8 protein-coding genes are annotated in these 13,105 nt (G+C 66.7%); 1 reads left to right on the forward strand and 7 read right to left on the reverse strand.

The genetic code is table 11. The annotated features are described in order from the left end of the window. Positions 1-71: 71 nt before the first annotated feature. Positions 72-719 (forward strand): cupin domain-containing protein, encoded by a 648-nt coding sequence (locus VKI00_RS14990; protein WP_324438639.1) that lies wholly within the window; start codon positions 72-74, stop codon positions 717-719. A 28-nt stretch (positions 720-747) separates the two neighbouring features. On the opposite strand, the gene VKI00_RS14995 is transcribed toward VKI00_RS14990, so the two are convergent. From VKI00_RS14995 to VKI00_RS15025, 7 genes are all read right to left on the reverse strand, one after another. Next, positions 748-2,112, reverse strand: a complete 1,365-nt coding sequence (locus tag VKI00_RS14995) for an aldehyde dehydrogenase family protein (protein ID WP_324438653.1) — start codon at positions 2,110-2,112, stop codon at positions 748-750. 22 nt (positions 2,113-2,134) lie between these two features. Beyond that, positions 2,135-3,232, reverse strand: a complete 1,098-nt coding sequence (locus tag VKI00_RS15000) for an AMP-binding protein (protein ID WP_324438641.1) — start codon at positions 3,230-3,232, stop codon at positions 2,135-2,137. 146 nt (positions 3,233-3,378) lie between these two features. After that, positions 3,379-4,167 (reverse strand): alpha/beta hydrolase, encoded by a 789-nt coding sequence (locus VKI00_RS15005; protein ID WP_324438643.1) that lies wholly within the window; start codon positions 4,165-4,167, stop codon positions 3,379-3,381. Next, positions 4,151-5,968: a long-chain fatty acid--CoA ligase gene (locus VKI00_RS15010; protein WP_324438645.1), complete on the reverse strand. Its 1,818-nt coding sequence runs from the start codon at positions 5,966-5,968 to the stop codon at positions 4,151-4,153. The genes VKI00_RS15005 and VKI00_RS15010 overlap by 17 nt, the downstream gene beginning before the upstream one ends. A gap of 336 nt (positions 5,969-6,304) precedes the next feature. Beyond that, complete coding sequence (locus VKI00_RS15015) at positions 6,305-7,258, reverse strand: alpha/beta fold hydrolase (RefSeq protein ID WP_324438647.1); 954 nt, start codon at positions 7,256-7,258, stop codon at positions 6,305-6,307. A gap of 741 nt (positions 7,259-7,999) precedes the next feature. Beyond that, entirely contained in the window at positions 8,000-8,164 is a 165-nt protein-coding gene (locus tag VKI00_RS15020; protein WP_324438649.1) for a hypothetical protein, read from the reverse strand. Positions 8,165-8,283: 119 nt separating this feature from the next. After that, entirely contained in the window at positions 8,284-13,035 is a 4,752-nt protein-coding gene (locus VKI00_RS15025) for a cation-translocating P-type ATPase (RefSeq protein ID WP_414687200.1), read from the reverse strand. Positions 13,036-13,105 lie beyond the last annotated feature (70 nt).

The raw sequence follows: 13,105 nt of genomic DNA on the forward strand, positions 1-13,105 counted from the left end.
ATCACCTCGAGCAGGTTGTTCCATGGGTCGACGGTGTAGGCCACGGTCCAGGGCTGTCCGGGCGCTAGTTGGTGAGGCCCCGTCGGTCAGTCTTTCCACGGCCAGTCGCCGGCGTCCCAGCGTTTCTGGACATCGGCATAGAGCAATTCCTGGTCGTTGGGAAGCGATGCCTTGACGTTTCGCGTGGAGTCGTCGGTGAGCACCTCTTCATTGCCGCCCTGGACGCGCCGTCGGCCGGCGTGGTGTACTCACTGGCCAACGAACTCGGCATTTCCCTCGACTTCTTGTTCGGCGAAGACGTCGTCACACCAGAGGAGCCGCCGCGCCCGCCGACGAGCAACAGGCCGTGGGGCCGCGCCACCGGTCCTGACGGAGCGGGCATCGTGCAGCGAGCAGGCGATCGCAACACCATCGAACTCTCGACGGGTGTGCGTTGGGAGCGCCTGACACCGGTGCACGACAATACGGTCGACTTCATCGAGGTTGTGTACGAACCCGGCGGCCAATCCACCGAGAATGGGCGGGCCATTCGCCACGAGGGCCGCGAATACCTCTACGTCCTGCAGGGCGAGCTCGAAGCCGTCATCGGATTCGAGACGTTGCGGCTAACGCAAGGGGATTCGCTCGCATTCGACCCGGCGACCCCGCATCACTACTACAACCGCACCTCCGGGATCGTCCGCGTGCTCTCCGCCGTCGTGCAAGACTCGGCAACCTAGCAGCGGGCACAACCGTGTCACCGCAGGGTCAGTCGCGAATAAAGCCTTTGTTGCGCATCAGGAAATCGGCCAGAAACCCGTCGTGCGGGATTTCGGGTGCCCCGTAATACGTCGGGTGGTGGCCGCGGTACACGTTGGCGATGGTCGGCTCGGCGAGTAGATCATCGATCAGGTCATCGTCGTTGGTGATCGCGTTGATCACCAACGAATGCCGCAGCGGCTCCAAACCGTCAGAGCGCGACCACGGCGACACCCAAACACACGGGAACGGCAGTTCGACGTTGAGCTTGGCGACGTCGGGCTTGGCCAACTGGTGCACGGCCGGGCGCAGTGCGGCGCAGCCGTCGGCCAGAGCCGCGACCACCTGATCGGCACCGAGCACCGGCGTGGTACCCGTGGCAGTGGCCGCCAGATGGTTTGCCAAAGCCGTTGCCTGGTCGATTTTTTGGGTGGGCAGGACCGCTCGCTCATCTTCGGTCGGCAGCGCCGGAATCGCCGATAACCGTTCGCCGATCGCCTGCGCCAACGGGGTGGGATCGCCCTCATAAAGCACGGCGGTGGTGTTGACGCAGGCGATGCCGCCCAGGTTGGCGATCGAATCGGTGATGATGTCGAGGTAGTCCCGCCAATCGTGGTCGGCGGTGATGAGGATCTTGGCCCGGCCCGGGCCGTTGACGAACACCGTCGGGTCGTTGGCGTACATGTCGACGACGTCCTGGCTCCCATAGACCATGGTGAGATCGGCCGACCGGCTGATCTCGTCGGCGCCGCGATGATCGGTGGGCAGGTACACCGCGTCCTGCGGGCGAAATCCGGCTTCGCGCAGCGCATGAACCAGCCGGTGCGCGGTGAGCGGCTCGCGCCGTGACGGGCGAACCGCCGCTCGGTATCCGAGCGCGAGCGCCTGCGGCCACAGCCCGTGCACCCCTGGGCCGTTTCCCGAGGCCAGTACCGCGAACACTTCCCCCCGCCGCACCCATACCGCACTACCGTCGCGGCTACGCTCGTCGCGCCAATCCAGCACGGCGCCCGCCGGTCGGGCCAGCTGCGCCACGCGGAACGCCGAAGCGACACGGTCGGCAACACCACGAGCGCCCGCCCGGGTCACCGCGATCGGGACCCCGGAGATCCTGCCGGCCAGCTCGACATAAGCGTCGAAGTCCAGCCCCGCGATCACCCCGGAGGCGAAAGCATCGGCGGCCTTGGCCAACGCGGCCTCGCGTTGTCCGGCCGGCAGCGGTCGCGTGTTGCGCTGCGTGTTGATAGTGCGCGAGACATACAGCGGGGGAACGATACTGAGGTCGACAACCGCGACGCCGGCGGTAGTGGTAACGATTTCGCGGTTACGGGTCTGGTACGCCCCGCTGGGGCCGAGCGCATCGATGCTCAGCAGCTCAGGCGAGCTGGAAGCCATGTCAGTAGACACCCTCGATGACAGCCTCGCCTTCGAAGGCTGCGACGGGCTGAACCTCGCTCAGCGAATCTCCAACTTGGCCTTCGGGTCCCGGCGTCCGCACCGCGCTGTCGCGTTCCAGGTTGTTCGGCAGAAACATGCCCTTGCTGATGTGGTTCATCACGACCTGACCGCGTTGTCCGTACGGCACTTCTTCACCGGTGTCGGGATTCACCACCGAAAAGACGACGTAAGGTCCGCGCGGATCGAAGACGAACGGCTCATCGTCGCTGTCGTGGCGAGTCGTCGCCTGGGAGAGAATCATCGTGCTGCCGAACACCATGGTGATCGCCGTATTCGGGAAGATATCGCGCAGCAAGTCGAGCGTGTCGACGTCCACATGGGCGCCGCTGAGGAGCGTGAAGCGGATCTTCTCGTTCACCAGGTTCGCGACGTCATCGTTGCGGGCGATGGCCTCGAGCAGCGGAGGAGTCGTGTGAAGATTCGCCACGTGTTGGGTCTGCAGGATGTGGACGGTCTGCTCGATGAGATGGTCGACGTAGGCCGAGACTTCGGAGGCGGCGTTGCGGGCGGTGATCTTCTTGACCCAGCGCGGATCCAAGTCGATCGCGTGGAAAACCGATCCGAGCCGTTCGGAGACAAGTCGAGAAAAGTAGCCAACACCGTGCGGCCCGCTCGGCATCATGCAGACGAAGCCACGGCCTTGCAGAAAGCCACCGTTGGCGAAGTCCTCGGTTTGCCATTGGATAACTTGCTCGACCCAATCCGGCAGCTGCACAGTCCTTTTCGGCGCACCGGTGGTGCCGCCGGACTCGAATATCTGCGGAATCGGCGGCGGCGAACCGTAGCCGCGCGGGATCAGCTCTTCAATGGGCACGTTGCGTAGTTCGTTGAGCAGGTTGGGAAACAGCCGCAAATCGGCGAACGTGTTCACATCGGTCAACGGGTCGAAGTTCAGCGTGCGCGCGGCCCGCAACCAGAACGTGCAGCCGGTGTCCTCGCCGAAGTGCCAGGCGATCGCGGTGCGCAGGTAAGCCTCGGGGTCGTCGACCGGCGCTGAACGCGGCACATCCAGCAACGAAAAGTCGATATCGGCCATGCCATCGATCATGTCGCAGCTCGGATCGGCCGAGCAATCGACAGGCTGCCAATCGGCTTAACCGAGAAGGTTTTTCGTACACCGTTCACTGGTAGTAGCAGCACAATTCGCCAGGCTGACACCTCCCAGACCTCATCACGCACCGTTCAACGACGGAACGGCCGCCAGCTGTCTTCCGGTTGGGCGAGCCGGTCGGCGATCACCGAGAGCGTTTCCACGTTATGGCCATACCCGAGGTGGCTGCTGCGCACTTCGACGTTCTCGGTTTCCGGCGCCGGCAAGCTGGTGCAGCACTGCCAGGCCACGATGCCGTCGCTTTTGCTGTAGATGCAGGTCGTCGGCACGGACAACGGTTGGGCGCGGCGCTCCAGAGCAGATTCGGAAACAGCCTCGGTCGCCTCTGCGCCGCGGTTGACCAGCCGCCACACCTTCCAAACGGTGCTGGCCCGATGGTTCCCGCGGAACGGGGATCCCAAGGTGATCACCGACCGGACATCGTCGGGGACGGCGCGCGCCAGTTCGCGGGCATAGATTCCGCCGGCGCTCCAGCCGATGATGCTCGCTTTGCGCCCATCGGACCGTTCCAGGATGTGGCGCAGGCGGGCCGGCAGCGTCTCCTCCATGCTGGCGCGGTATCCGACGTTGTAGCCCAGGCCCCAGTCGTAGACCTGGTAGCCCAAGCAGCGCAAGACATCACGCAGCAGCTGCGTCGAGAACGGGCCGGCCAGGAATGCGGGGATCACCAGAACGGGATGGCCGTCGCCGCGGGGCCAGTCGGCGATGCGCCGCGCAGCGGCGAGCGCGGTGAGATACTCGACGCCCGTCCGCCATTCCAGCGTGCGCAGCAGATGTCCCGGCGCGGCCGCGTTGGCGGCGTCGGGTAGCTCTGCTGATTGCTCGGCTTCGAGTTCAGGGATATCAGGAATAGAAGCCATCCAAAGTTTCCTTGTTCTGCTCGGCGACCACCCCGCGCTTCACCTTCAACGACGGTGTGAGCTCGCCCCGCTCGATCGAGAGTTCATGGTCGAGCAGTGCCCACTTCTTGATCGTCTCCCACCGGTTGAGGCTGGCGTTGAGCTTTTTGACGTGCTCTTCAACCATCTCATGCGCGTCGGACGACTTGGTCAGCTCCGCGTAGGACGCGTCGCCGAGCCCACGATCTTTGGCCCAACCGCCGATCGCGTCGGCATCGAGGGCGACCAGTGCGACGGCGAAGTTCTTGCCCTCGCCGAACACCATGAATTGGCTGGCGTACGGGCACAACGTCGCGAATTTCGCCTCGACCGCCGGCGGCGCGACGTACTTGCCGTTGGACAGCTTGAACAGTTCCTTGATCCGGCCGGTGATCTTGAGGAAGCCGTCGTCGTCGATGCTGCCCTGATCCCCGGTGGCCAGCCAGCCGTCGTCGCTGAGCGCCTCGGCGGTGGCCTTCTCCAGGTGGTGGTAGCCGGCCATCACGCACTTACTGCGGAACTGGACTTCCCCGGCCTTGCTGATCCGGACGTCGGTGCCCTCGAACGGCAGGCCCACGGTGCCGAGCTTGTAGTTGTCGGGGCGGTTGATGAAGCCCGCGCCGGCGGACTCGGTCAGCCCGTAGCCCTCCAGGATCAGCAGGCCGGCCGCGTCGAACCACTCGGCGATGTCGCGGTTGAGCGGCGCCGAACCGGAGATAAAGAACCGGATCCGCCCGCCGAACACGGCCCGCACCTTGGCGAACACCAACCGGTCGAACAGCCGGTGCGGCAGCTGCAAAAACAGCGGTATCGATCGGTGGTTGCGGCGGCGAGCCGCGACCTTGCGGCCGACCGCGAATGCGGTGTTGAACACGAGCGCTTTGATGCCGCCTTGGTTCTGCTGGGTGGTGACGACGCGGGCATAGGCCTTCTCGAAGATGCGCGGCGCGGCCCCCATGAAGGTCGGTTTGACCACCCCGGTGTTTTCCACGATCTTGTCGACGCGGCTGTCGATCGCGCTGGCGAACCCGCAGGCCAGCTGAGTGGAGATCAGCACCTTGCCGAAGGCGTGCGCGAGCGGCAGCCACAGCAGTTGTAGGTCGTCCTCGCCGAGCAGATTCATGTCGTTGATCGCGGTGCCGGTGTATACCCACGCCTCGTGGCGCAGCCGCACACCTTTGGGTTTACCGGTGGTGCCTGAGGTGTAGATCAACGTCGCCAGCCGATCGGCGGTGATCTCTTCTGCGGTCGTGCGCACACTGGACGGATGTTCGGCCAGGTGCTTCGCGCCCAGTGCGGCGAGATCGTCCAGGGTGATCACCCAGTCGCCGTCACCGGCTCCGTCGAACATCACCACCTTGGCGACGTTGGGTAAGTCGCCGCGGCGCTCGGTGAGCTTGGCCAACTGCTTGTCGTCTTCGGCGAAGACGATCCGCGATTCGGAGTCGGCGAGGATGTAGGCGGTGTCGTCGGCGTTGGTGCTCGGGTAGACGGTGGTGGTTGCCGCGCCGGCGCACAGGATCGCCAGATCGGCCAGGATCCACTCGAGCCGGGTGGTTGACGCGATGCCGATCCGATCCTCGGGTGCGACGCCCAGCGCCAACAGCCCGGCTGCCAGGGCCTCCACCCGTTCGGCGGCCTGCTTCCAGGTGACCGAGGTCCACTGGCCGTTCTCGGGGTATCGGAAGGCTTCCCGCTCTGCTGACGCCTCGACGCGCTGCAGGAACAGCAGCGCCAAATTGGGTGCTTGGGTGGCGGTCGGGGTAAGGCTCGTCTGGCTCATCGAACTTCCTTCTGTACTCTCAGCAACCTCGCAGTACCGATCTTGCTGGGAGTGCCCGCCATTAGATGGCCGAAACGTGAATTTGCTGCCGCTTTTGTCTGCCACGGGACGGCGAGTGAGGCCGGTGCGGCACCCGGATCGATCCTGCATGAGCGGCAGCATCGCGGGCTTCGCGGCTTCTCCGGCCGCGGTGACGTGTCGACGGGCCGCAGCCACCGCGTCGGTGGCGGAACGGCGTCGGATCGCGTCGGCGTACTCCTGCCTTGCGGACGTCGGTAGTCATCGACAAGGCCCTAGTGCCGATCTCGAAGTCGGGCGTTTGGCCGCTTTGGCCGATCAAGCCGGAACATCCTGTGGTGTAACGGAATTACCGGATCGTGTGATGGTGCGGCTGATGATGTCGGAGATGAGACGCGGGGTGTCATGTAGCAGCATGTGCCCGGCGCCGGGCTCGTGTACGAGCATGGCCCGGGGGATGCCGGCGGCTAGATCGTGGGCATGCGCGGGCGGGGTGAGCTTGTCGGCTCCACCAGCGATGACGGTCGTGGCGGCGGAGATAGAACCAAGCGTGTGGTACTGGTCGTAGTTCCGCAGGCTGGGAAGGAACCCGACCTTGGTCGTCAATGGGGTTGCATTAATGCTTGCGGCGGATACCGCGGCGAGAGCACCGCTGCCTGCAGCGTATCCGGCATATCTCGTCAAGGCGGGCCACACCGGGCGGGCGAGAGCCCGAACTATCTTATCGGTCACCGAATGCGGCGTGTGCTGCACGAGCCCGTGGAGGATCTTCGCCACGGGAGTGGCCAGGAGCCGGCCGAGGCCCCGGTTGGTGAGTTTGCCTGCAGCAGTGGCGACGAGGACAAGCGATTTCGGTTCGACGGGGCGATGACTGCTGCTGCGGGCGAGGTAGGCCAGGGCTGTCATACCGCCCATGGAGTGCCCTGCGAGTGTGAGTGGGCCTTTAACGCGAAGCCTTATGAGCAGCGTGGCTAGATCGTCGGCGAGCTGCTCGATGCGGTAGGTGTGCATGGGCGCGTCGGCGGAGTCGCCATGGCCGCGATGGTCGTAGCTGATGATCCGAATGGCATTGCCCCACTCGCGGATCAGCTGACCGATCTGAATATCCCATGACGATTGGTCTAAGCAAAGGCCATGCAGAAGGACCACAGTGTGGTCAGGTGCGCGACACCCATAGTCACGCACGGACAGTCGCACACCGTCACCAGCAGCGATAATCCGGCTGCGGCCCAGAGGCGGCCTGTCTCGCCGTATTGCCGCGCCGGGCTGCATCCGCGAGGATCCACTTTGGGCGTGGTCTGGCGATGCCCAGGGCCGCCGATCTGGCGCGCTCACGATGTCGCCGATCGTGCGTAAAGGTGGGCGATTAGTTCAACCCACTCACGGGCGTTCTGTTCGTTTCCCAGCTGAAGGTGTGGCGGGACTAGGCGGGGTTGCGACCGGCCGCTCGCTTCGGCCACGGTGGTACTGACATATATCAGCCAGTAGGGGCGGCCTGCTGGTTTGAACGCGCCGCAGATCTCTGCGCGGTCCATTCCGAAAGCACTTATCCGCTCGCCACCGTCGTCATCGACACAAGTGATAACTCGATGCAAGTCGGCGACCGTCGATGTCATCTTCGATTCCTTCTGTACTTTGGACTCATCATCGGCCGCCTAGGGTTGCACCCGCATTCGCGAGCGCACGGTGCAACTGGCTAGTCGGGTAGCTGACCAGTCAGCTCGACTCGCAGCGGCGGCTCAATCGGATAGGACACGGTCCAGCTGCTTGCGCGGTTCAATGCCGAGTTTGATGTAAGCGTTCCCCCATGCTTGTGCGGAGCGGCGAACTTGTCTGCTGCGCCGGACTGTTGGCGCCAAAGTCTATGGTGCAATTGATGATTGGCGCTTGCCCATCTGGAAGCTGGTGCGTGGCGTCACACAGTGTGTGCCAGCACTCCCATCAGTTGCCGGGCACTGTCGGCCGATGTCGAGTTGGCGTCGCGGGGCTGAGAGACCACCTGCCGTTCCATTCCTATCCGAGTGCAGCGGCGAATTCTTCGCGGTGCTTACGAACGAATTGGGCGAATGTGGTCGGCGGGTGGCCAAGAGTGTTGGCCAATGCGTCAGGATCGGCCAGCATCGCTGGTGCCTTGCCGCTGGCGAAACCCGCGCCGATGATCGAGATATGTTGAGCCATCCCGGGGTTCACTGGCCCCGCTGTCTGCCTGACTCGCCATCATGTCGCGCCACCGTTCGTGCGAGATCGGTTGATATTCGATCTTCTGAACTCAGGCCATGGTCGGTCGGGCCGGAATTTCACGCTTCGTCGGACTGGACGATCCCGGCGGCCTTGGCCAACAAGTTGGGGGCGAACACCGACAGGCCGGTGGCCGCCGCGGTGGCGCCGGCGACGCCGGTCCAGGCGACCGGTCCTAGCGGCGTGCATCCGAAAAAGTGGCTGACACCGGGCGTCTGGACGATGGCGATCAGAACCGCGGAACTACCCAGCGCGGTCGCCACGACGAGCGGGCTGTGGCGCCGGGTCAACAACGTTTGGGCCAGCTGCGTCGTCACCAAAGCTGTGAGCCCCATTGTTGCGGTGCGTCTTTCGGTGCCCGGAGTCCAACGCCCGATAGCCCAGGCCGCGGTTGCGCCGGCAGCCGTGACGGCGCCGCGGGTGACGATCTGCCGCATCAGCGGAGCGTCCAGCGACGGTGTCGGCGCGGTGAGCACCGATCGTTGGTAGGCACGGCGGGCCTCGTCGGCCTCTTCCTCGGTGTCGAATTCGTCGGCGTCGGGTTCATCGAATTGCGGGGTGACGGCGACCGCGAGCGCGGGGAACATGTCGGTCAGCAGGTTCACCAGCAGCAGTTGCCGGGTTCCGATCGGCGCTCGTCCGGTGCCGAGCGCCGTACCGATGATGGTGAACAGCACCTCGCCGACGTTGCCGCCGACCAGGATCGTCACCGCGTCGCGGACCCCGGCCCACATCCCGCGGCCCTCGACCAACGCGTCGAGCAGCACACCAAGGTCGTCGTCGGTCAACACGATGTCGGCGGCGCCGCGGGCGGCCGACGAACCGCGACCGCTCACCCCGATGCCCACGTCGGCCATCCGGATCGCCGCGGCGTCGTTGGCCCCGTCGCCGACCATCGCCGTCACTCGTCCGCAACGCTGCAGCGCCGCAACGATCTGCACCTTTTGTTCGGGGCTGACCCGGGCGAAGACCTGAACATCGGCAACGAGTTTGGCGCTGGCGTCCTCGTCGAGACCGGCCAGCTCGACGCCGGTGATCACCCGGGCATCCGGCGGCAGACCCAGTTGGCGCGCAATGGCCCGCGCGGTGACCGGGTGGTCTCCGGTGATCAGCACGACGTTGCGGTCGGCGTCCACCAGCGCTTCGATCAACGGTCGCGCCGAAGGTCGTGCTGTGTCCGCCAATCCGACGTAGCCGATCAACTCCAGATCGTGTGCGGCGGCGTCGACGGCATCGGCATCGGTGTCGTCGTCTTCGGTCTCGTGTACCCAGCTGCGCTTCGCCACCGCCAGCACCCGCAGCCCCTGCTCGGCAAGGCTGTGCACCAACGACTCCGCATGGTCCTGGTCGGCCTCCGGGTCAGCGAACCGGCAGCGCGGCAGCACGACCTCCGGAGCGCCCTTCAGCATCAGCAACGGGTTTTTGGGATCCGTGTTCAGCGTGCCGATCGCGGCCGCGAAGCCGCGACTGGACTCAAACGGCACTTCCGCGATCAGGTTCCACTCCGAATCACCTTCGCTGCTAAGCGAATCCGCCGCTTTGAGAATCGCCTCGTCGGTGGCGTGAGCGTGACCCCGCCCTTCTTCTGGCTGGGTGGATGCCCAGCCGGCAGCCCGCAAGACGTGGGCGCCTTGCGGATCGCCGGTGTCCGGGAACGGCCCACGCGGCGCGGTTGCGGCCGGAACCGAACGCACGACGCGCAGCCGGTTTTCGGTGAGCGTGCCGGTCTTGTCGAAGCACACGGTGTCCACGCGGCCCAGCGCCTCGATGGTGCGGGGTGCGCGGACCAGCACGCCGCGTGCCGAGAGCCGCTGGGCGGCGGCGAGCTGGGAGAGCGTGGCCACCAGCGGCAGGCCTTCCGGGACGGCGGCCACCGCGATGGCGACGCCGTCGGCGACCGCCTGACGCAGCGTCGCGCGGCGCAGCATCGCCAGACCCGTCACCGCGGCACCACCGGCAAGGGTCAGCGGCAGCACCTTGGCGGTCAGCTCGCGCAGCCGAGCCTGCACCCCGGCCGCCGATTCGACGTCGATGACCGCCGAAATCGCGCGGTGTGCGGCGGTCCCCACGCCGGTGGCCACCACGATCGCCCGGGCATGCCCGGCGACGATCGTGCTGCCCTCGAACAGCATGCTGGCCCGGTCTCTATCGGTAGCGGCGACCGGGTCCACCTGCTTGTCGACCGGCAACGACTCACCGGTGAGCAACGACTCGTCGACTTCGAGGTCTTCGGCCACCAGCAGCCGCGCGTCGGCGGGCACCACGTCCGGCGCGACCAGGTCGATCACGTCGCCGGGACGCAGCGAGCTCGCCGAAACCGTGGCTGTGCGTTCGGTGGTGCGGGCCGCGTCAAGCCGGCGTCGCGACGTGGCGACCGTCGGGACAACGACGCGGCGCGCGACCTGATCCTGTTCAGCGAAAAGCTCTGCCGCCGCCGCGTCGGCCCGCAACCGTTGCGCCCCGCCGGTCAGCGCGTTGACGGCCATCACGCCGCCCACCAGAAGCGCGTCGACATTGCTGCCCATGATCGCCGACGCCGCCGCGCCCACGGCCAGGATCGGGGTGAGCGGATCGCGGAGTTCGTAAAGGGTCGCGTCCAGCAGCCGGCCCGCCTGACGCGCCGGGCCCCGCAGCGGCGCCACCAACGGGCTGTAGGACAGATCCTCGAGGACACGTCGCCAAGCCGGCGCACCAGGCTGGACGGTCAACGGCCGGGTGCGGCCGGCCAGCCGCGCGTAGACGATCTCGGGATCCAGCGCGTGCCAGGCGGTCAGCGGTTGCGGGGTGGGATCGGGTTGCCGGAGGACTCTACTGGCCGAGAAAGCGCCCGACACGAGGGCGCTGGCGGCGGCGGCGTTGACGGGATTGAGCCAGCGTCGCAGCGCCAGCGGGTTGGTACTCGTGCGGGTGTCGCCGGTTACCAGCAGCAGCCCGGCCAGCGTGGTGCCGCCCTTGGCGAGGTTCACCGACGATTCACTGGCCGCGCGCGCCGCGGGTAGCGCCGAGAGGATCCGCACGGCGGCGGCCAGATCGGTGCCGGTGATGATGTCCGCGGTCCAGGGTGTGGCCGCGCGGGGGTCGTCGAGCGCCACCCCGACGTCGGCGACGGCGAGCGCCGCCAATGTGTCGGTCGAGGCGAAGTCGCGGTGTAGCGCGGTGATCAGCAGCACCGGTCCGCGATCCGTCCGCAGATCACGCACCAGCTTGAGCAGCGGCGTGCCGCTCGGGTGACTGGCGGCGACGCTGGCGGCCAGATCCTGGGTGCCGGCGACATGCCGCAACACCACCCGGGCGCCGGTCCGGTGCGCGATCTGCAGCAGCGGAATCGCGAACGGGTCGACCTCCCAGCCGACTTCGACGTGGCCGACCATGTCGCCGTCGACCACCAAGTCGGCGTGTTCGAGGCCTTGGGCGGGGGTGGCCGACGGGCCCTGCGCGCGAACCCAGCGCAGCCGCGCGCCGGTGGCGGGCAACTCGTCGGGGTCGGGCTCCGGCGGCTCCTCAGCGTGCAGCAGCGCGTCGGCGACCTCATAGACCCTGTCGTCATCCCAGCCCGGAACGTCTCCGCGGGCGTTCAACACCGCGCGGTGATCACCGCGCAGCGCCGCGCCGTCGATTACGACCACTTTCACCCGATCGAGGCGACGCAGAGCACCCGGATCGAGGATCATCTGTCCGTCCTCGGCGAGCCCGCGGCCCAGCACCGCGGCAAAGGACTGACGGCCCATGTGCGCCGCCTTCGGAATCCCGGCCAGCACCGCGCCGGCAGCGTCCTCGGGGCCACCGCCGGCAACCAACGCACTCGCGGCGGCGATCAGCGAACCGTTCGCGGCCTGGTTGACGTATTCCTCCACCGCTCCGGTCATCGATCCCTTGGCGGTGTCGATGGCGGTGTCGATCGCGCCATCGACCACGACGTGCGACGCCTCGCCGGCCGCTGCGGCTGGCCAGTTGTGCCGTGGGGCCTGGGATTTGACCCCGGCCGACGAGATAATCGGTACCACCGGGGCTTGCGGCCGGTTGGGTGAGGCCAGCTGCGGCTCGCGGTCCCGCCAGCGGCGACGATGCGCCTCGGCTTCGGAGATCTCCAGGACCCGCTCCACCAGGTTCAACAGTGGAGTGCCGACCGCCTGGGTCAACCCGTTGGCCGCCGCTGTCGCCGCGCTGAGCGCGAGGTCGGTGCCCACTCGGCCCAGTCGCGACTCGAGGACGGACACCATCCGCGGCTGATTGTTCAGCAGGGCGGCCGCCGCTCGGGTGGTACGCGGTGCCGCGGGCAATCTGACGACCCAACCGGTGACCGCGGCGCCGATCGCAACCGCATCAAAGGCCGCCGCGGTCAGCGGCACCAGGATCGCCAACGGATTACCCGGGTCGGCGAATGGCGCGGTTCGGATTTGTGGCTCCGGGCCGGCGGCGGCTAGGCCGGCCGCCGCGGACGCCACCACGTAGCGCACGTTGTCCAGGACAGCGTCGCCGTCGGCGTCATCCTCGAGTTCGATCACCAGCCGGCCCAACGAGCCCTCGACGTGGGCGGTGGCCACACCGGGAAGCTTGCGGACCGGCTCTTCGACTATCGCCGCATGCTCGTGCCAGCGTGGGAACGGCAACAACGGATCCAGGTCCAGGTGCACCCGCCGCCCGCTTTGCCACCGCACGGTTGCCGCGGCGCCGTCCGGCTTGCCGTTAGACGAACCGCCCGTCCCGAGCACTCTTGCGGTCGATTGACTCACCGAATTGACCACCGGGCCGGCCAGCATCTGCATCGTGCCGGCGGCCGTCGCAACGCCGTTCACCCCGGCTTGCAACATATCCACTGCTCCACCGGTTATACCGCCGACAATGGCGGCGACACCCGGAACCTTCATTGCGCACCCTTCA

The sequence above is a fragment of the Mycobacterium sp. genome, from assembly GCF_035314665.1.
Taxonomy (GTDB): Bacteria; Actinomycetota; Actinomycetes; order Mycobacteriales; family Mycobacteriaceae; genus Mycobacterium.

Excerpts from the sequence above, each read along its gene's own strand:
- VKI00_RS15025 (WP_414687200.1), bottom strand. The coding sequence starts at position 13,035 with ATGTTGCAAGCCGGGGTGAACGGCGTTGCGACGGCCGCCGGCACGATG.
- VKI00_RS15000 (WP_324438641.1), bottom strand. The coding sequence starts at position 3,232 with ATGGCCGATATCGACTTTTCGTTGCTGGATGTGCCGCGTTCAGCGCCG.
- VKI00_RS15010 (WP_324438645.1), bottom strand. The coding sequence starts at position 5,968 with ATGAGCCAGACGAGCCTTACCCCGACCGCCACCCAAGCACCCAATTTG.
- VKI00_RS15020 (WP_324438649.1), bottom strand. The coding sequence starts at position 8,164 with ATGGCTCAACATATCTCGATCATCGGCGCGGGTTTCGCCAGCGGCAAG.
- VKI00_RS15005 (WP_324438643.1), bottom strand. The coding sequence starts at position 4,167 with ATGGCTTCTATTCCTGATATCCCTGAACTCGAAGCCGAGCAATCAGCA.
- VKI00_RS15015 (WP_324438647.1), bottom strand. The coding sequence starts at position 7,258 with ATGCAGCCCGGCGCGGCAATACGGCGAGACAGGCCGCCTCTGGGCCGC.